Origin of the sequence: Rhodopseudomonas palustris, assembly GCF_003226555.1 — a bacterium.
GTDB classification, from domain to species: Bacteria; Pseudomonadota; Alphaproteobacteria; order Rhizobiales; family Xanthobacteraceae; genus Rhodopseudomonas; species Rhodopseudomonas palustris_I.
Map to the genome: position 1 here is coordinate 393,449 of NZ_QKQS01000013.1, position 16,466 is coordinate 409,914.

Here is a 16,466-nt window from a genome sequence, read left to right on the forward strand (position 1 = left end):
GAAGCTGCGGCGTGTCAATGACACTCGGGTCGGACCTTCGAGGCCGGAGCCTCAATCAACGCTGGAAGCTGCCGCTCGGCAGCGGTGCCGGGAAGGCTGGAGCCGTAGCGGAGGGTTGTGGCTGGGCCGCCGGTGCAGCCGGCTGATCATCCGCCGGCGGAGCGGTGACACGGCGACGGGACTGCTTGACCGGCTTAGGCGTTTCCGCCGCGTCCTGACCGCCCGCGGCAGGCTCGGGCGCCTGACGCCGGGCGGCCGACTGGTGCCGTGTCCGCGTCCGCGCGACCGGCTTCGGCTTTTCTTCGACCGGCGCGGCCGCAGCCGCCGCAGCGGCGGCCTGCTCGCGCTGCTGCTGCTCGACCTCGTCCTTGTACAGGCTCTTCGGCACGCCCTGCTCGAGGCCCGGCACGCCTTCCGGAAACACCGGCTTGCGCTCGCCGGCCAGCTTCTTCTTCTGATCCAGGAAGTCGAACATGTCGGTCGGATCGAAGCTGCTCATGCTGCCGCAACCGGCCAGAGCGCTGGACAGCGCGGCCAGCACAGCGAGTGAAATCAGGCGTTGCGACAGGCGCATGGACTATCTCTCACAATCTTTGGTGTCGCGGTCGCTCGAACGAGGTCAGCTCTTGGCGGTGGGCGGCAGCAGCGCCTGCAGCACGTCGGCGCGGCTGCGCAGGCTGCCCGGTGTTTCGGCGTCGGCGGTGATCTTATCGATCCACTGCCGCGTCGCAGTCACATTGTTCGACCGCCACGCCGACAGCGCCAGCAGCTCACGCGCGGTGTGACGAAACGCACCGTCGCCCGAAGCGACCGGTTCGAGGCGCTGCACCAGATCGTTGTAGCTTGCGGTCTCCAGTACCAGGCCAGCGGCACGAATGCTGGCGAGATCACGGAACGGCGTCACAAGGCTACGATCGGCTGCGATCTCGTCGTAGCGCTTCACGGCGGCCTGCGGATCGCGCGCGGCCAACTCTGCAGCGGCACGCAGGCGGGCCAGAGTGCGATACCCCGCGGGGGCCGTCGCAGCAATCTTGTCGAACGCAGCCTCCGCCTCGGCGTGCTTGTTCTGCTCGGCAAGGTCCGCGGCGGCGACGAAGGCCGCACCAGCTTCAGCCGCCTTCTTGGCTTCGTAATATTCGTAGCCGCGCCAAGCACCGACCCCGACGACGATCAGGAGTGCCGCGCCGACGATAACGATCGAGTACTTGTCCCACAGCTTCTTGAGCCGTTCGCGACGCAGCTCCTCGTCGACTTCATTAAATAATTCAGACACTTGAAGATTTTTCCTGTCCCGACAGCGCAGCATCCCGGCGGGTGCTGCCGCTCGCCCGTCCCTCTCGGCCGGCCGGGCGATACCCTAGCGTTATGGCGCTGGCAAGGCAAAGCAAGCCGGATCAAGGGGATACCTTGACCGGCGCACCCGCCGCCGCGGCCTCACGCCTTCGCTTTCATTCCGTACACATGCTCTGGTCCGGGGAAAGCCCGTGACCGCACCTCTTCGGCGTAGCCCTTGATGGCCTCTTCGATCCCAGGCCCGAGATTACCGTAGCGCTTGACGAATTTCGGCGCCCGCGGCGAAAGGCCGAGCATGTCTTCGAGCACCAGCACTTGGCCGTCGCAGGCCGCGCTGGCGCCGATGCCGATGGTCGGGATCGCGATCGTCTCGGTGATCTTGCGACCGAGCGGTTCGGCCACAGCCTCGACCACGACCGAGAACGCGCCGGCCTCGGCGACGGCCTTGGCGTCGGCCTCGATGGGCTCCCAGCTGCCCTCCTCACGGCCTTGCGCGCGGAACGAGCCCAGGGTGTTGATCGACTGCGGCGTCAGACCGATGTGGCCCATCACCGGGATGCCGCGCTCGGTGAGAAACCGGATGGTCTCGGCCATGCGTACGCCGCCCTCCAGCTTCACCGCGCCGCAGTGAGTCTCTTTGAGGATGCGCGCGGCGGAGTGGAAGGCTTGCTCCTTCGACGCTTCATAGGAGCCGAACGGCATGTCGACCACGACCAGCGCGTGCTGCGAGCCGCGCATCACCGCGTGGCCCTGCAGGATCATCATCTCGAGCGTCACCGGCACGGTGGTCTCGAAGCCGTGCATCACGTTGCCGAGCGAGTCGCCGACCAGAATGGCGTCGCAATAACGGTCCACCAGCGACGCGGTGTGGGCGTGATACGAGGTCAGCATCACGATCGGATCGCCGCCCTTGCGTGCACGAATGTCTGGAGCGGTCTTGCGCCGGATTTGGGATTGAACAGACATATTTAGGCTCCGAACACGGACACGCCGATGACATAGGGATGGAAGACGAAGGCGAGCACCACATACAGCACGACGCCGGCGACGATGGCGATGACGTCATTCCGGACGCCGCCAACCGGGATCGGCGGTCCGCCCGCGTCGCTGCGCCGCTTCAGCGAGATGCGGTCGTACACCGCCCAGGCCAGCAACGAGCCGAACAGAATGATGGAGCCAAGATCGCCATTGGCGATCAGGTGTCCGACCGCCCACAGCTTCACCGCGGTGATCATCGGATGCTTGACGGCGGCGTAGATGCGGCCGCGCGAATAGGCCGCAGCCAGCAGGATCGCCATCGGCAGCATCAACAGCGCGGTGAGGTGCCGGGTCCAATGCGGCGGATACCAGACGTCGATCCAGCCATGCGCGCGATACGAGCCGAACCCGTATGCGATCAAGATCAGACCACCGATCGCCAGCACCGCGTAGGCGATCTTATAGATCGCCTCGCCTCCGATCCCGATCAAGCGGCTGCGCAGGTCGCGCTTCGTCGTCACGACGTGGGTGCCGATGAACAGCACCAGGCCGAGGATCATCACCGCAAGTCCCATCGCCTCACTCCTGTCTCGGCCAGCGCATGCGGCGGTTTGCGCATCGGCCAATTCCCCCTATGGTCCGCGCCATCACATGGCCGACCGCAGCACGGCACCGCGCGGGCGAAATCCGGGTATCATTCTTTACGGGACCGATGCAATGCTGGGACACCTCCTCCGCCGGACCCTGCCGCCGACGCTCTGGATGCTTGGCATCGCGCTCGGCACGATCAACGGTGCCGCCGGGGAAGCTGCCGCGTGGCCACCGCCGACGGTGCGGATCGTCGTGCCGTTCGCCGCGGGGTCAACGCCGGATCTGGTCGGCCGGGTGCTCGCCGATCAACTTCATGCACGGCACCCGCGCTCCACCTTCGTGATCGAGAACAAGCCCGGCGCCTCCGGCAACATCGGCACCGACGCTGTTGCCAAGGCGGCACCGGACGGCGCGACGCTCGGGATCTCGATCCCCGGGCCGCTCGCCATCAACACGTTGCTGTTTCCGAAACTGCCCTACGATCCCGAGCGCGATCTCGCGCCAGTGACACTGCTCACCCGAATGCCGAGCGTGCTCGCTGTGCCGGCAACCGCCAACATCGACAACGTCGGCCAGTTTCTCACCAGGGTGAAAAGCGAAAAGGGCGGCATCGCCTATGCGTCGATCGGCGCCGGCTCGCTGTCGCAGCTGTGCATGGAAGCGATCGCTCAGAAGGCCGGCGCCGCGATGGTGCACATCCCCTATGCCGGCTCGCCGAACGCAATGACCGCGCTGATCCGCGGCGACGTTCAGGCCGCTTGCCTGCCAGCTATTTCGGTGGCGCCGCAGCAGGCGGCCGGAACAGTCAAGATCCTGGCCGTGACCACACCGGAGCGCTCGCCGTTCCTTCCCGACGTGCCGACCTTGAAGGAGAGCGGCATCGACGTGCAGTCGGATGCCTGGAACGCGTTGATCGCGCCGGCCCGGACTTCGCCCGAACTGATCGCCGCGATCCACCGCGAGGTCGAAGCAGCACTGGAAGATCCAGCGGTGATCACAAAGCTCAAAAGCCAAATGATGACGCCGGAAGCATCCACCCCCGACGCGCTACGCCGGAAGATCGCCGACGAGAAGCGCGCCTGGGCCGAGGTGATCCGGGCCGCCGGCATCAAGGTGCAGTAAAGATCCGGCGGCGCGAGCATCGCACTGCCGCCGTGTCGCCGCCCCAAAGGCGTCACTTGTAGTAGCCGACCGCGCAGGTCTGGTCGCCGATCTTGGTAACGAAGCTCACCTTCTGAACCGGATCGGTCTGGCCCGGGCGCGGCCACATATAGGCGACTTCCTTGACCTCGCCGTCCTTGGCGGCTGCGTAGATCTCTTCGCCGAGCGGCTTGCCCGTCTTGTCCTTGAGATCCTTCAGGCTCTTGCCCGTCAGGGTCGGGTGCGCGGTGAACAGACCGTCCGGCCCGCCGCAGAACGGATACAGGTCGCGGTCCTTGAAACTGCCCTCGCCCTTGGCAAATTCCGCGAGCGCCTTGGCCTTGTCGGCCTTCACGGCGGCTGCGGCCTTGGTGAGCATCGCCTTGGCTTCGTCGGCGGTGCCGAACTCGCCGGCGAACGCGGCCGCGGCGGCAAACAGGCTGGCGCCGGCGACGAGACAAAATACTGATCTGAGTTTCATAGCATCTCCTCCTCTGAAGGCTCGCTTTGTGGAGCATGAGGAGAAGATATCTGCGGTCAGTTGCGGCGGTCAGCGCGACTTAGGACGAACCATAAGGCGATACCAAGCGCCGCATCCCATCAGCGGAAAGCGAGCGTTCAGTGCGAGGCGATCCAGGCGCGGGCTTCGCGCTGGGCGACTGCGATCTCGTCCGCCGACATCAGCTCGGCGAGTTCGCGGCGATAGGCAATCGCGTCGGCCCGGCCCTTCAGTGCGGCGAGGTTGAACCACTTGTGCGCCGCGATCAGATCGACCGGCGCGCCGCGGCCGGAGGCGAACAACAGACCGAGGTCGAACAGCGCATCGGGGTTCTCCCCGGCTTCGATCGGCATCGCGGTTTCGATATTCAGATGTCCCTGCAGCATCTTTGATCTCCATCTTTTGCCGCCGAAGCGAGGGCGGCTCCTGTCCTCTGTCTGTCGTCCCCACCGCCGTGCCCCGGCGTGTTATGGGGCAATGATGACCGATCAAATTTGAAGAGCAGTTTAAGCGTTGCGCTGAACGATTTCTGAACGCGGCGCGGCACCCGGCGCAGGCCCTTTCAGAAAATGCCTGTGCCGCAACGGTTTTTCGAGTTCGGTGAGGGACGGTTTACCCTCCGGTTTGGCGAACCGATAACCATCGCCGCAACCGCCTGGGGAAACGACAGCTCCGACTGCGGACGCAACGCAGCTGCCGCAGGCTGATCGGAACTCGGTCGATGTCTGAGATGGAACTGGATAGGCCGGACCGTGCCGGCGGGGGAAACAAGCCCCACAAACAACGAGGGCGTCGGCGAACACGTCAGGTTCAGATCTCACACGCGGCTCGCCGCCCATGAAACTGCGGACCTTGCGTCCGCACCGTTCGAAGAAAAACCGTTTCTTCTACCGGGCCCTTCGCCGCCGGGGTGACCCCTGCCGCTATCGGATCCGGCCGTCTGACCTGATGTCTCGCCGACACCCTCTCGTCGACTAGGTCCCGGCTCGTGTCGCGTTGCGAAGAGCCCGTCCTGTGACGCTGCCGGCAGTCACCCGCCAGCACTCGCTCGAAAGCGAGCTTACTTCTTCTTGGCGGCCTTCTTGGCAACCTTCTTGGTGGTCTTCTTCGCGGTCTTCTTCACCGCGCTCTTGGCGACCTTCGCCTTCTTCGGCGCCGCTTTCTTGGTCGCCGCCTTCTTCACTGCTTTCTTGGCCATGTTGCCCTCCGATCAAGTCAGATCGCTCGATTGCTGCTGCGTGCACTCGGGAATCGAGATGCACTAATTCCCGAATACACCAACGCTTTGAAAAAAACAGTGTCCCGCTTAAGGAAGAGTTGATGGGAGTTGTCCCTCGCGCACAGGCAGTCTTAGTGAACGAGGCGCCGCAGGATCGGCCGAACGAGCCGACTTATGCGCGAAAAACCTGCATCGACATTTGTCAAGACCGCAAAAAACCTCTGTGCCACAGCGGTTTTATCAATTCACATATCGAGCCAACTAACTACTTTTCCGAAGCTCGCCGAGCGTCGAGTCGGTGACGCAACGCCGGCTGCAGAATCTGAGTCGCAGTCTTTGGCAACGAAAAAATTTTCACGCACGACGCGGCGCCGGAGCGTCCAAGCGCTCCGGCACAGGGGTTTTCTGCACCAAAGGATGCGGCTGATTCGCGAATGCCAACGCTGTCGCGGGCGGGCGAAACGTCATCGCGGCGGCTCGCGCGCGACGACCAAGGCGACGCTTCAGAGGCCGAGCTTGCGCTTCAGCAGGTCGTTGACCGCCTGCGGATTGGCCTTGCCGCCGGAGGATTTCATCACCTGGCCGACGAACCAGCCGAGCATCGCCGGCTTGGCCGCGACTTGCGCCACCTTGTCGGGATTGGCAGCGACGATGTCGTCGACCACCTTCTCGATCGCCGACAGATCGGTGACCTGCTTCATGCCGCGCTGTTCCACCAGCACGCGCGGATCACCGCCCTCGGTCCACACGATCTCGAACAATTCCTTGGCGATCTTGCCCGAGATGGTGCCGTCGCCGATCAGCTCGACGATCGCGGCAAGCTGCACCGCCGACACCGGAGATGCATCGATCGACCGGCCCTCCTTGTTGAGGCGGCCGAACAGCTCGTTGATCACCCAGTTGGCGGCGAGCTTGCCGTCGCGGGCTTTGTCCTGCAGCTGCGCCAGCATTGCTTCATAGAATTCGGCGCTCTCGCGCTCGCTGACCAGCACGCTTGCATCTTCCGTCGACAGTCCGAGGTCGCGGACGAACCGCGCCTTCTTGGCGTCGGGCAGTTCCGGCAGATCCGCTTTGAGCTCGTCGACATAAGCCTGACTGAACTCCAGCGGCAGCAGATCCGGATCGGGGAAGTAGCGATAGTCGTGCGCCTCTTCCTTCGACCGCATCGACCGCGTCTCGCCCTTGCCCGCATCGAACAGCCGGGTCTCCTGATCGATCCTGCCGCCGTCTTCGAGGATGCCGATCTGGCGACGCGCCTCGTATTCGATCGCCTGGCCGATGAACCGGATCGAGTTGATGTTCTTGATCTCGCAGCGGGTCCCGAGAGGTTCGCCCGGCCGGCGTACCGAGACGTTGACGTCGGCGCGCAGGCTGCCCTTCTCCATGTCGCCGTCACAGGTGCCGAGATAGCGCATGATGCTGCGCAGCTTGGCGACATAGGCCATCGCCTGCTCGGCGTCGCGGATGTCGGGCTTGGAGACGATCTCCATCAGCGCGATGCCGCAGCGGTTCAGATCGATCAGGGACTGCGACGGCAACTTGTCGTGCAGCATTTTCGCCGGGTCCTGCTCCAGGTGCAGCCGCTCGATGCCGACCGTAGCGGTCCAGCCGCCCTCGAGATCGATGATCACCTCGCCCTCGCCGACGATCGGCGATTTGTACTGGCTGATCTGGTAGCCCTGCGGCAGGTCCGGATAGAAATAGTTCTTACGGTCGAACACCGACCGCAGGTTAATTCTGGCATTCAGCCCGAGCCCGGTGCGGATGGCCTGGCGCACGCACTCCTCGTTGATCACCGGCAGCATGCCGGGCATCGCCGCGTCGACCAGTGAAACGTGGGTGTTCTGATCGCCGCCGAATTCGGTGGCCGCGCCGGAAAACAGCTTGGCTTTGGAAGACACCTGGGCGTGGATTTCGAGCCCGATCACGACTTCCCAATCGCCGGTGGCGCCCTTGACGAGCTTCGAAGGTTTGACAGGTGCGTTCATGGGAGAAGCCTTTCGACGGGCGCAGATTCAACAAGCCAGCGCCTGAATATGCCCTTCCCGGGCATATGCCAACAACGACCGATCGCGCGTGATCAGCCGATAGCCGTATTCGCGGGCGGTCGCGGCAAAGATGCGGTCAGCCGGATCGCGGGGCGGAACACCGGGAAGAAACGACGAGGCGATCAGGATATCCGGCGTCAAACCCGCCAACTGCAGTCCTGGCGCCTGCATCAGCCGCTCGAACCAACGACGCGGGCTGGCGAGCAAATTCAGTCGCCCTCGCGACACGAGCAACCCAATCTCCCAACCGGTGATCGGCGAGACGTAAACCGGTTCGGCAGCCGCTACCGCTCGATTCATCATCGCGGCTGCCTCTGGTGCGATCGGCTGATCTTCTCCGATCCAGATCGCCGCACAGGTATCAAATAAGAGGGGGATATTCACGATCGATCCGATCTGCCCAATCGGGATCTGCCGGCTCGGTCAAGTCCACGCCAGGCGGGATCGTCACCGTCCCCTTCATCCATCCGAACAACGGATGGCGTCCGGTCTTTGCGGTGGGTGTCGCAGGCGGTGCCTCGCCCTGCTCGTCGCGTCGGAACACCAGTTCGCCGCTGTCGATGTCGACCTGCTCGCTGCGGAAGCCGGCGTCGAGCCAGGCCTTGGTCATCACATTGTTGGTCGGCGAGTTGCTCCACCACGCACGATGGCGCTGCGCAACCGGCGGCAGCCTGCTGCCGATCACGCGCTCGATCTGCGCAAAGCTCATCCGCACTTCGCTGCCGGTCTGTTGCTTGAGGAACTCGGTCAGCGGCTCATATTTACCCATGAGTGAACTCCGCCGTCGCAATGGTCATAGTAACTATTGGAGCGGCGAAAGTCTAGATTTTGGCCGCGGAAATGGCCTAAACTACGCCTCCGAAGAGACCTTACCCGGACGCTAAGTCCACACCTCGGCGGCTGTGGCAACGTCGATCTTCGACGCCAGAGCATTCAGCGCGATCTGATGCACAACCGCGGTCGGCGCGGTGCAGAGGTCACTGACGACCTTGATGCGGAGACCGTCGGCGCTCCGCGACATCGCGGTGAACACCACGCAGTTCTGCGTCATCATGCCGGCGACCAGCAGTTGATCGATCCCATCGAGATGCGTCGCGAGGTCAGTATCTTGAAATGCGTCGGCGACATCTTTGGTGACGATCGGCGCGTCGCCGGTCGCCGTCAGAATGGCCGGACGGATCGCGACGCCGGTGCTGCCGGCCGCGAACGGGCCTTGCGCCGCGGTCGAGATGTGCTGGACCAGAATGATGCGATCGCCCGCCGCCCGCGCCTTGCCGATCGCCGCGACGAGACGCGCCTCGGTCTCCTCCGCCTGCCACAGCGGCAACGCACCGCCGGTGAAGTAGTCGTTCTGAATGTCGATCACGAGGAATGCGCGCGCCATCGATATCTCCCTGTTGGCCGTGGAAACGCTCGTTTCCTCTAGGCCGCCGCGCCACCACGGATCAGTGGCCTGATAGACATTTTCCGGCTAAATTGGGCCAATGCGGCTCGCCATCATCGCCTACGACCAGATCAGCCCGTTCATGCTGTCGACACCGCTCGCGGTGTTCGGCGAGCCGTTTCTCGCCGGCGGTCATCGGGTCGATGTCTGCGCTGCGCAGCCGCGATTTTCTGCGACCGGCGGTCTGACGATCGAAGCGCCGCAGCCGCTGCAAGCCGCGCGCGACGCCGACATCGTCATCCTGCCGGGGTGGCGGGACGCGAATGAACCGGTGCCTGCGGAGATCACGTCCGAACTACGCGCCGCCGAGGCGCGCGGGGCGATCGTGGTCGGCCTGTGCCTCGGCGCATTCGGCCTCGCCGAAGCCGGCCTGCTCGACGGCCGTCGCGCCACGACGCACTGGGCGTGCGTTGATGCCCTCACGGCTCGCTATCCCGACGTAGCTGTCGATCCGGGCGCTCTGTTCGTCGACGAGGGACAGATTCTGACCTCGGCAGGTGTCGCCTCGGGCCTCGATTGCTGCCTTCACCTGCTGGGCCGGATCTCGGGCACGGCCGAAGCCAATCGTGTCGCCCGGCACCTCGTCGTTGCCCCGCAGCGCGCCGGCGAACAGCCACAACTCATCGAGCGTCCCGCCATCGGCTCGTCTGCCGATCGCCGGATCATCGATCTTCTGGAGACGCTGCGCGCCGATCCGGCGTCCGCGCCATCGCTCGATGAGCTGGCGCTGCGCGCTGGCATGAGCCGACGCAGCCTTACCCGGCACATCCGTGCGCGAACCGGCGGCAATCTCAGCGACTGGCTTCGCCGCGTCCGCCTGGCACGCGCGCAGGATCTGCTTGCCGGCGGCGCGCGCGGGCTCGAAGACGTCGCCGCGCGCTGTGGCTTTCCGGATGCCGCAGCGCTGCGCGCGGCGTTCCGCGCCGAGCTCGGGATCACGCCACGGCAATGGCTTGCACGGCAAAGACTGGACTGACCGCCCGCTCTGCTGCAACCGAAGGGCCCGAAGGACGGCGGTCGGAAAACCCTAGTTTGGCGCGAGTGCTGACGCAGCCTCGAAGGTCAGCGTGAACCAAGTGCCCTGCCCCCGAATGGTCTTCACCTCGAAGCAGACATTGCTCGCATTCTCTTTGAGGGTCTGCAGGATCAGCGCACCGAGCTTGCGCGGAGACGGCCACTGCTGCCCTTCCGCCAAACCCACGCCATCGTCCGACACAACCACCGAGACGCGCCCTGCCTCGGCACTGCAGACCACCTTGATCCGTCCGGCGCTCCGACCGACGAAAGCGTATTTCAGCGCGTTGGTCAGCATCTCGTTGACCAGAAGTCCGGCCGGCATCGCGACGTTGACGGATAGCGGACAATAGCAGGCGCTGACCTCGCAATTGACACCGCTCGCCGCGTTGGCGTGGATTACCGCATCGGCAATATCCGACAGATACTGCCCGAGATCGATCTGCCCGCCATCGACACTCGTATTGTCGTCCGACAGCACCCGATAGAGCACGGTCAGCGCATCGATCCGGCTGGCGAGCCGCGCCAGCGCCACGGTCTCACCTTCCGCGGCGGAGCGCGCTTCGAGACGAACCAGCGCCGTGATCAGCTGCAGATTGTTCTTCACCCGGTGCTGCAGCTCGCGCATCAGGGTGTCGCGCTCGCGAATCTGGCTTTCGAACCGCTCGATCTGCGCCCGCTCCCGGCCGCCGACATCGACCAGCGCCGCGATCCGATAATTCTCGATGCCGTCGTCACTCTCAATGGCAGCCACATAGGCTTGAACGATCAGCAACCGATCGGAAAGCGCGGCTTGGCGGAAGACGCCAACGAACTCCTCGCCGTCGCGGATCGCTGCGCCGAGTGTGCGGCCGGCATCGTCCTGGTCGGCGAAACCGTCGAGGCACGACCATCCATGGCCGTAGACCTCGGCTTTCGACAGCAACGTCAGGGCCTCGAAGGCTTGATTGATATAGACGACCCGCTGGTCTTCGCCAAAGCCCTGCGACACCGCGATCGCGACCGGAACGTTGTCGAGCAGGTGCTTGTAGCGGTCGCTTTCGATCGCCGCGACGAGCCTCGGCGATCCAAGGATCTGATCGACACCTTGCGGTGGAACTTGACCGTCGTCAGCGCTCATTTAACACCCCTGCCCCGGAAGAGAATGGCCAACGGGCCAGACAAACGCAATCCGGAACCCGCCCAGAGGCGGCGCGCTTACGCCCACCATTTCGCCGGCGTGAACCGCCCGGCCGACTGCTCGATCACCTCGCCGAGCGAGAACAAGATCTCCTCGTCGAACGGGCGACCGATCAATTGCAGACCGAGCGGCAGCCCCTGCGAGTCGCTTCCGGCGGGAACGGCGATGCCCGGCAGACCGGCCATGTTTACCGTCACCGTGAAGATGTCGTTCAGATACATCTCGACCGGATCGGCGCCGCCCTTCTCGCCGATTCCGAACGCGGCCGACGGCGTCGCCGGGGTCAGGATCGCGGAGACGCCCTGATCGAAGCAATGCTCGAAGTCACGCTTGATCAGCGTGCGGACCTTCTGGGCGCGCAGATAGTAAGCATCGTAATAGCCGGCCGACAGCACATAGGTGCCGATCATGATGCGCCGCTTGACCTCGGCGCCGAAGCCGGCGGCGCGGGTGTTCTCGTACATCTCGTTGATGTTGCGGCCGTTGACACGCATGCCGTAGCGGACGCCGTCGTAACGCGCGAGGTTCGACGAGGCCTCCGCCGGCGCCACGATATAATAGGCCGGCAGCGCGTATTTGGTGTGCGGCAGCGACACTTCGACCAGTTCGGCGCCCGCGGCCTTCAGCCAATCGGCGCCCTGGCTCCACAGCTTCTCGATCTCGGCCGGCATGCCGTCGAGCCGGTACTCCTTCGGAATGCCGATCTTCATGCCCTTTACCGAGCCGCCGACCGCGGCCTCGTAGTTGGGCACGGGACGATCGACCGAGGTGGTATCCTTCGGATCATGGCCAGCCATCGAGCGCAGCAGGATCGCGCTGTCGCGCACCGTGCGGGCGATCGGGCCGGCCTGATCGAGCGACGACGCGAATGCGACGATGCCCCAGCGCGAGCAGCGGCCGTAAGTCGGCTTGATGCCGACCGTGCCGGTGAAGGCCGCGGGCTGGCGGATCGAGCCGCCGGTGTCGGTCGCAGTGGCGCCGAGGCAAAGGCCGGCCGCGACCGCAGCGGCCGAGCCGCCGGACGATCCGCCCGGCACGAGCTTGGCGTCGGAGCCCGCACGCCGCCAGGGATTGATCACCGGGCCGAAGCACGAGGTCTCGTTCGACGAGCCCATCGCGAATTCGTCGTTGTTGAGCTTGCCGAGCAGCACCGCGCCATCGCGCCACAGTTGCGTCGTCACCGTCGACTCGTAGGTCGGCTTGAAATCGCCGAGAATCTTGGAGCACGCGGTGGTGCGTTCGTCCTTGGTCGCGAACAAGTCCTTAATGCCGAGCGGCAGCCCGGCCAGCGGGCCCCCCTCGCCCTTGGCGATCTGCGCGTCCGCCGCCTGTGCCATCTGCCGCGCCTGATCCGGCGTCTCCAGCACATAGGCGTTGAGCACGCGCGCGGCTTCGATCGCGGCGAGGTGCGCATCGGTCAGTTCGACCGCGGTGAAGGACTTGTTTGCGAGGCCATCGCGAGCCTCGGCCAGCGTCAGCGAAGTCAGGTCGGTCATGGTTCAGGGCACGCCAGAATAAAGCCGGCGACAGGCCGGTCACGGGCGCCGCGATCGTGCGGCTTGTTGCAGCGCTGGCTAGCACAGCGCCTCCGGGAAATGAAGCGATTGCGCCGCTCTGCCCGCCACAGCTACAGTCGGGCCATTGACGGCAAGATTATTGTAGTTACATAATTCAATGGCAATCACGTTTGATCCGGCGAAACGGGACGTCACCCTGCGGGAGCGTGGGATCGATTTCGCCACTGACGCGGCGAAGGTGTTTGCCGGAGACTCGGCCACTTTTGACAGCGAGCAGAAGGGACACGGCGAGCTCAGGCAGATCACCGCCGGATGGCTGAACGGCAGGCCTGTCATGATCGTATGGACTGCTCGCGGAGAAGACCGCCACATCATCTCAATGAGGTACTGCCATGCCGGAGAAGCGAAAAAGCTCCGAGAGCGCTTCAAGCAGACGTAAGCCATGGGTCGATCCCGACGACGCCCCGGAGCTGACCGATGAAATGCTCGATCGTGCGGAGTACCGGATCGATGGCAAGATCGTCCGTCGGGGTCGACCGCCGCTGGGCACTCAACCGAAAAGCTCCGTCACCCTCCGTTTGGATGCCGATGTCCTGGATGCCTATCGGGCTCTCGGCCGCGGCTGGCAGTCGCAGATCAATGCCGACCTTCGCCGGGTGCGGAAGCTCAAGAAGGCCTGAGCCTATTTATTGACCGGGCTGCAGAAGAACGGCGACAGCGTCTTGTCGTTCTCGGGCGCATTGCGTCGGGCCTTATCGGCGGCCTGCAACTGGTCGAGCACCGCCTCCATCGCCTTGTCGGCGTCGACGACCTTGCCCTGCCGCCCCATCGCGTCGAGGTAGTCCATATAGGCCTGATAGGCACTCTCGTCGTCGCACAGCAGGCACATTGGCGCGTCCTTTATTCGACCACCTTCGGAACCAGGAAGAAGTGATCCTCGGCAGCCGGGGCATTTGCCACCACCTGATCGGCGATATCGCCATCAGTGACCACGTCGGCACGCTTCTTCATCTGCATCGGCGTCACCGAGGTCATCGGCTCGACACCATCGACATCGACTTCCGCAAGCTGTTCGACGAAGGCCAGCATCGCGTTGAGCTCGCCCTGCAGATGCGGCACCTCGTCGTCGGTCACGGCGATCCGCGCCAGATGCGCAATGCGGCGGACGGTGGCAGCATCGACCGACATAAGATAAGGCCCTTCTACGAGATATCGACCTCCGCCGTATAGCAGAGCCGGGTTTCGCGTCGCAACCTCGGTGCGCCGCCCGCCACCTCAGCCCGCGAGCTGGCTGAGGCGCGCCACAGCCGCACCGGCCAACGCGCGGGTGAGCTCCGCCGCCGGCATGTCGCGGCCGAGCCGCACCGCCTGCCCGGCCCACAGATTGGTGAAGTCGGTCGCTCCATACTGTTCAGCCGCCGCCTTCAGCGGCCCCAGGGCCGAGGCCGCGTGTGGGAACACCGGCGCGTCCGGCGACACCGGTCCGATCTCGCGCATCAGACGATTGGAGACGCCGCGAGCCGGCCGCCCGGTCATCACATTGGTGATCACGGTCGCTTCATCGGTGCCCTGCGCGAGCTGGGCCCGCACCAGCGCGCTGGTCCGGGATTCCGGGCAGCGCAGATACGCGGTGCCGATCTGCACGCCGGCCGCGCCGAGCGCGAACGCCGCCGCGATGCCGCGGCCATCGGCGATGCCGCCGGCCGCGATCACCGGCACATGCACGGCATCGACCACCTGCGGCAGCAACGCGAACAACCCCGGCTGCCGCGCCATATCCTCGGTCAGGAACATGCCGCGATGGCCGCCGGCCTCGGCACCCTGCACGATCACCGCGTCGACGCCGTGTTCCTCGAGCCAGATCGCCTCGCGGACGATCGTCGCCGACGCGATCACCTTGGCACCGGTCGCCTTGACGCGATCGAGCAGCGCAGTTTCAGGCAGGCCGAAATGGAAGCTGACGACCTCCGGCTTCAGCTCCTCGACCAGCGCGCACATCGCCGGATCGAACGGCGCCCGGCTCGCAGCGGGCGCCGGCATCGCCGGATCGAGCCCGAGCTCGGTGAAATAAGGCGTCAACCGCTTGCGCCAGACCTGTTCGCGCGCCGCGTCCGGCGTCACCGCCTGATGACAGAAGAAGTTCAGATTGATCGGAGCAGCGATCTGTTGCCGAAAGATCCCGACCTGCTCGCGGGTTTTGTCCGGCGTCAGCATCGCGCACGGCAGCGAGGCCAGCGCTCCACCGCGCGCCGCGGCGACGGCGAGTTCCGCATCCATCGCGCCCGCCATCGGGGCGAGCAGAATCGGACATTCGATAGCAAACAGGTCGAGGAGACGGCGATCCGGCCACATGGTCAGGCTCTCGCGATGAAAGGAAAAGGCAGCGCAGCGTCGTTGCCGGCCAGCGTCCGTTCTACACCTCGCCACCGGTATCTTCCATGGCGGTTCTACGGCGTCGTTATCGGAGCAGAAGCACCAAAGGACGTTTTCGCAACCCCTGTGCGCATGCTATGCGGACGCCATGCCTGCCCTCATCCTTCCTCTGATCGAAGCCGCCGCGTACTGGCCGGCGCGCGGTGGCCTGCTCGGCCTCGACCTCGGCACCAAGACGATCGGCGTCGCGGCGTCCGATCCCGACCGCAAGCTCGCCACCGGCGTCGAGACCATCGCCCGCAAGGCGTTCACTGCCGATGCGGCGCGGCTGCTGGCATTGGCGGCCGAGCGTAGCGCCTGCGGCTTCGTGCTCGGCCTGCCGCTCAACATGGACGGCAGCGAAGGCCCGCGCGTGCAGTCGACCCGCGCCTTCGCCCGCAATCTTTCCCGGCTCACCGAACTGCCGATCGGGCTATGGGACGAGCGGCTGTCGACCGCCGCCGTCGAGCGCGAGCTGATCGCCAACGACGTCAGCCGGGCGAAACGGGCCAAGGTCATTGACGAGCACGCCGCGATCTTCATCCTGCAGGGCGCGCTCGACCGGCTCGCGGCGCTGCGCCGAGCCGAGTGAGCCGGCAACAGGATCGATGCGATGAATTGCGTGTGCGGCTCGGGAAAGACTTACGACGAGTGCTGCGGTCCCCTGCTCGCCCGCGCGCGGCCTGCAGCTTCGCCCGAAGCGCTGATGCGATCGCGCTACGCGGCCTACGCGCTGAAGGACTTCGACTACATCGTCGAGACCACCGACCCGGAGCGGCGCGACCTGTTCGATCACGACGTCAACCGCGCCTGGATGGAGGAGTCGGACTTCCTCGAACTACGCGTGCTCGGCAGTAGCGAGAAAGGCAACCGCGGCACCGTCGAATTCATCGCCCGCTTTCGCCGCAGCGGCGGCCCCGAACAGAGCCATCATGAACGCTCGCAATTCCGCAAGGTACGGGGCCGCTGGTACTTCTCGGAAGGCGAAGCGGTCGACTGAATAAACGCCCCATCCCCGTCATTGCGAGCCGAAGGCGAAGCAATCCAGGAGGCCGAGCACTTTTCATGGATTGCTTCGTCGCTGCGCTCCTCGCAATGACGGAGTTAGCGGTGCCGTATGAGCACCAGCCG

Annotated in this window: 22 protein-coding genes; 6 read left to right on the plus strand and 16 right to left on the minus strand. The window is 65.0% G+C overall.

The window, feature by feature from the left end; genetic code table 11:
- Nucleotides 1-55: 55 nt before the first annotated feature.
- From DNX69_RS09525 to DNX69_RS09540, 4 genes are all read right to left on the minus strand, one after another.
- A complete protein-coding gene (locus tag DNX69_RS09525) occupies nt 56-574 on the minus strand; it encodes a hypothetical protein (protein WP_110785750.1) in 519 nt (172 codons plus the stop codon).
- Between the two features lie 45 nt (nt 575-619).
- A complete protein-coding gene (locus DNX69_RS09530; protein ID WP_110785751.1) occupies nt 620-1,273 on the minus strand; it encodes a tetratricopeptide repeat protein in 654 nt (217 codons plus the stop codon).
- Nucleotides 1,274-1,434: 161 nt separating this feature from the next.
- The gene (panB, locus tag DNX69_RS09535; protein ID WP_110785752.1) at nt 1,435-2,259 is read right to left on the minus strand and encodes a 3-methyl-2-oxobutanoate hydroxymethyltransferase; all 825 of its coding nucleotides are present in this window, start codon (nt 2,257-2,259) and stop codon (nt 1,435-1,437) included.
- A 2-nt stretch (nt 2,260-2,261) separates the two neighbouring features.
- A complete protein-coding gene (locus DNX69_RS09540; protein WP_110785753.1) occupies nt 2,262-2,846 on the minus strand; it encodes an NnrU family protein in 585 nt (194 codons plus the stop codon).
- Between the two features lie 142 nt (nt 2,847-2,988).
- Between DNX69_RS09540 and DNX69_RS09545 the strand changes: the two genes are divergently transcribed.
- A complete protein-coding gene (locus tag DNX69_RS09545; RefSeq protein ID WP_110786051.1) occupies nt 2,989-3,984 on the plus strand; it encodes a Bug family tripartite tricarboxylate transporter substrate binding protein in 996 nt (331 codons plus the stop codon).
- 52 nt (nt 3,985-4,036) lie between these two features.
- Here DNX69_RS09545 and DNX69_RS09550 read toward each other — a convergent pair whose 3' ends face one another.
- From DNX69_RS09550 to DNX69_RS09580, 7 genes are all read right to left on the minus strand, one after another.
- Nucleotides 4,037-4,483, minus strand: a complete 447-nt coding sequence (locus tag DNX69_RS09550) for a cache domain-containing protein (protein ID WP_110785754.1) — start codon at nt 4,481-4,483, stop codon at nt 4,037-4,039.
- Nucleotides 4,484-4,620: 137 nt separating this feature from the next.
- Complete coding sequence (locus DNX69_RS09555) at nt 4,621-4,887, minus strand: sel1 repeat family protein (protein ID WP_110785755.1); 267 nt, start codon at nt 4,885-4,887, stop codon at nt 4,621-4,623.
- Nucleotides 4,888-5,561: 674 nt separating this feature from the next.
- Entirely contained in the window at nt 5,562-5,699 is a 138-nt protein-coding gene (locus DNX69_RS09560) for a histone H1 (protein WP_110785756.1), read from the minus strand.
- 524 nt (nt 5,700-6,223) lie between these two features.
- Entirely contained in the window at nt 6,224-7,708 is a 1,485-nt protein-coding gene (gatB, locus tag DNX69_RS09565) for an Asp-tRNA(Asn)/Glu-tRNA(Gln) amidotransferase subunit GatB (protein WP_110785757.1), read from the minus strand.
- Between the two features lie 27 nt (nt 7,709-7,735).
- On the minus strand, nt 7,736-8,152 hold the full coding sequence (locus tag DNX69_RS09570) for a type II toxin-antitoxin system VapC family toxin (protein WP_110785758.1): 417 nt from the start codon (nt 8,150-8,152) through the stop codon (nt 7,736-7,738).
- The gene (locus DNX69_RS09575; RefSeq protein WP_110785759.1) at nt 8,130-8,537 is read right to left on the minus strand and encodes a DUF7662 domain-containing protein; all 408 of its coding nucleotides are present in this window, start codon (nt 8,535-8,537) and stop codon (nt 8,130-8,132) included. The genes DNX69_RS09570 and DNX69_RS09575 overlap by 23 nt, the downstream gene beginning before the upstream one ends.
- A 111-nt stretch (nt 8,538-8,648) precedes the next feature.
- Nucleotides 8,649-9,152, minus strand: a complete 504-nt coding sequence (locus DNX69_RS09580; protein WP_110785760.1) for an isochorismatase family protein — start codon at nt 9,150-9,152, stop codon at nt 8,649-8,651.
- 100 nt (nt 9,153-9,252) lie between these two features.
- Here DNX69_RS09580 and DNX69_RS09585 point away from each other — a divergent pair, with 100 nt between their 5' ends.
- On the plus strand, nt 9,253-10,188 hold the full coding sequence (locus DNX69_RS09585) for a GlxA family transcriptional regulator (protein ID WP_110785761.1): 936 nt from the start codon (nt 9,253-9,255) through the stop codon (nt 10,186-10,188).
- A 51-nt stretch (nt 10,189-10,239) separates the two neighbouring features.
- Here the strand turns inward: DNX69_RS09585 and DNX69_RS09590 are convergent, their stop codons facing one another.
- Together DNX69_RS09590 and gatA are read right to left on the minus strand one after the other, a co-directional pair.
- Entirely contained in the window at nt 10,240-11,346 is a 1,107-nt protein-coding gene (locus DNX69_RS09590) for a sensor histidine kinase (RefSeq protein ID WP_110785762.1), read from the minus strand.
- A 77-nt stretch (nt 11,347-11,423) separates the two neighbouring features.
- Nucleotides 11,424-12,902 carry an Asp-tRNA(Asn)/Glu-tRNA(Gln) amidotransferase subunit GatA gene (gatA, locus tag DNX69_RS09595; RefSeq protein WP_110785763.1) on the minus strand — a complete coding sequence of 493 codons (1,479 nt, stop codon included), beginning with the start codon at nt 12,900-12,902 and terminating at the stop codon, nt 11,424-11,426.
- Between the two features lie 178 nt (nt 12,903-13,080).
- Between gatA and DNX69_RS09600 the strand changes: the two genes are divergently transcribed.
- Both DNX69_RS09600 and DNX69_RS09605 read left to right on the plus strand, forming a co-directional pair.
- Nucleotides 13,081-13,362, plus strand: coding sequence for a BrnT family toxin (locus DNX69_RS09600; protein WP_110785764.1), 282 nt, complete (start codon nt 13,081-13,083; stop codon nt 13,360-13,362).
- On the plus strand, nt 13,316-13,603 hold the full coding sequence (locus tag DNX69_RS09605; RefSeq protein WP_110785765.1) for a BrnA antitoxin family protein: 288 nt from the start codon (nt 13,316-13,318) through the stop codon (nt 13,601-13,603). The genes DNX69_RS09600 and DNX69_RS09605 overlap by 47 nt, the downstream gene beginning before the upstream one ends.
- Before the next feature lie 2 nt (nt 13,604-13,605).
- Here DNX69_RS09605 and DNX69_RS09610 read toward each other — a convergent pair whose 3' ends face one another.
- The 3 genes from DNX69_RS09610 to DNX69_RS09620 all read right to left on the minus strand — a co-directional run bounded on the left by DNX69_RS09610 (nt 13,606) and on the right by DNX69_RS09620 (nt 15,275).
- On the minus strand, nt 13,606-13,812 hold the full coding sequence (locus DNX69_RS09610; protein WP_110785766.1) for a hypothetical protein: 207 nt from the start codon (nt 13,810-13,812) through the stop codon (nt 13,606-13,608).
- 11 nt (nt 13,813-13,823) lie between these two features.
- Entirely contained in the window at nt 13,824-14,111 is a 288-nt protein-coding gene (gatC, locus tag DNX69_RS09615; RefSeq protein WP_110785767.1) for an Asp-tRNA(Asn)/Glu-tRNA(Gln) amidotransferase subunit GatC, read from the minus strand.
- 87 nt (nt 14,112-14,198) lie between these two features.
- Nucleotides 14,199-15,275, minus strand: a complete 1,077-nt coding sequence (locus tag DNX69_RS09620) for an NAD(P)H-dependent flavin oxidoreductase (RefSeq protein WP_110785768.1) — start codon at nt 15,273-15,275, stop codon at nt 14,199-14,201.
- 169 nt (nt 15,276-15,444) lie between these two features.
- Here DNX69_RS09620 and ruvX point away from each other — a divergent pair, with 169 nt between their 5' ends.
- The gene (gene ruvX / locus DNX69_RS09625) at nt 15,445-15,927 is read left to right on the plus strand and encodes a Holliday junction resolvase RuvX (RefSeq protein ID WP_110785769.1); all 483 of its coding nucleotides are present in this window, start codon (nt 15,445-15,447) and stop codon (nt 15,925-15,927) included.
- Between the two features lie 21 nt (nt 15,928-15,948).
- On the plus strand, nt 15,949-16,335 hold the full coding sequence (locus DNX69_RS09630) for a YchJ family protein (RefSeq protein ID WP_110785770.1): 387 nt from the start codon (nt 15,949-15,951) through the stop codon (nt 16,333-16,335).
- The last annotated feature ends 131 nt before the right edge of the window (nt 16,336-16,466 follow it).

What these genes read in the sequence shown, in the direction of transcription:
- DNX69_RS09605 (WP_110785765.1), top strand. Translation starts at nt 13,316, where the DNA reads ATGCCGGAGAAGCGAAAAAGCTCCGAGAGCGCTTCAAGCAGACGTAAG.
- gatC (WP_110785767.1), bottom strand. Translation starts at nt 14,111, where the DNA reads ATGTCGGTCGATGCTGCCACCGTCCGCCGCATTGCGCATCTGGCGCGG.
- DNX69_RS09540 (WP_110785753.1), bottom strand. Translation starts at nt 2,846, where the DNA reads ATGGGACTTGCGGTGATGATCCTCGGCCTGGTGCTGTTCATCGGCACC.
- ruvX (WP_110785769.1), top strand. Translation starts at nt 15,445, where the DNA reads ATGCCTGCCCTCATCCTTCCTCTGATCGAAGCCGCCGCGTACTGGCCG.
- DNX69_RS09525 (WP_110785750.1), bottom strand. Translation starts at nt 574, where the DNA reads ATGCGCCTGTCGCAACGCCTGATTTCACTCGCTGTGCTGGCCGCGCTG.
- DNX69_RS09555 (WP_110785755.1), bottom strand. Translation starts at nt 4,887, where the DNA reads ATGCTGCAGGGACATCTGAATATCGAAACCGCGATGCCGATCGAAGCC.
- DNX69_RS09585 (WP_110785761.1), top strand. Translation starts at nt 9,253, where the DNA reads ATGCGGCTCGCCATCATCGCCTACGACCAGATCAGCCCGTTCATGCTG.
- DNX69_RS09610 (WP_110785766.1), bottom strand. Translation starts at nt 13,812, where the DNA reads ATGTGCCTGCTGTGCGACGACGAGAGTGCCTATCAGGCCTATATGGAC.
- DNX69_RS09590 (WP_110785762.1), bottom strand. Translation starts at nt 11,346, where the DNA reads ATGAGCGCTGACGACGGTCAAGTTCCACCGCAAGGTGTCGATCAGATC.
- DNX69_RS09600 (WP_110785764.1), top strand. Translation starts at nt 13,081, where the DNA reads ATGGCAATCACGTTTGATCCGGCGAAACGGGACGTCACCCTGCGGGAG.
- DNX69_RS09560 (WP_110785756.1), bottom strand. Translation starts at nt 5,699, where the DNA reads ATGGCCAAGAAAGCAGTGAAGAAGGCGGCGACCAAGAAAGCGGCGCCG.
- DNX69_RS09580 (WP_110785760.1), bottom strand. Translation starts at nt 9,152, where the DNA reads ATGGCGCGCGCATTCCTCGTGATCGACATTCAGAACGACTACTTCACC.
- gatB (WP_110785757.1), bottom strand. Translation starts at nt 7,708, where the DNA reads ATGAACGCACCTGTCAAACCTTCGAAGCTCGTCAAGGGCGCCACCGGC.
- DNX69_RS09575 (WP_110785759.1), bottom strand. Translation starts at nt 8,537, where the DNA reads ATGGGTAAATATGAGCCGCTGACCGAGTTCCTCAAGCAACAGACCGGC.
- gatA (WP_110785763.1), bottom strand. Translation starts at nt 12,902, where the DNA reads ATGACCGACCTGACTTCGCTGACGCTGGCCGAGGCTCGCGATGGCCTC.
- DNX69_RS09620 (WP_110785768.1), bottom strand. Translation starts at nt 15,275, where the DNA reads ATGTGGCCGGATCGCCGTCTCCTCGACCTGTTTGCTATCGAATGTCCG.
- panB (WP_110785752.1), bottom strand. Translation starts at nt 2,259, where the DNA reads ATGTCTGTTCAATCCCAAATCCGGCGCAAGACCGCTCCAGACATTCGT.
- DNX69_RS09630 (WP_110785770.1), top strand. Translation starts at nt 15,949, where the DNA reads ATGAATTGCGTGTGCGGCTCGGGAAAGACTTACGACGAGTGCTGCGGT.
- DNX69_RS09545 (WP_110786051.1), top strand. Translation starts at nt 2,989, where the DNA reads ATGCTGGGACACCTCCTCCGCCGGACCCTGCCGCCGACGCTCTGGATG.
- DNX69_RS09550 (WP_110785754.1), bottom strand. Translation starts at nt 4,483, where the DNA reads ATGAAACTCAGATCAGTATTTTGTCTCGTCGCCGGCGCCAGCCTGTTT.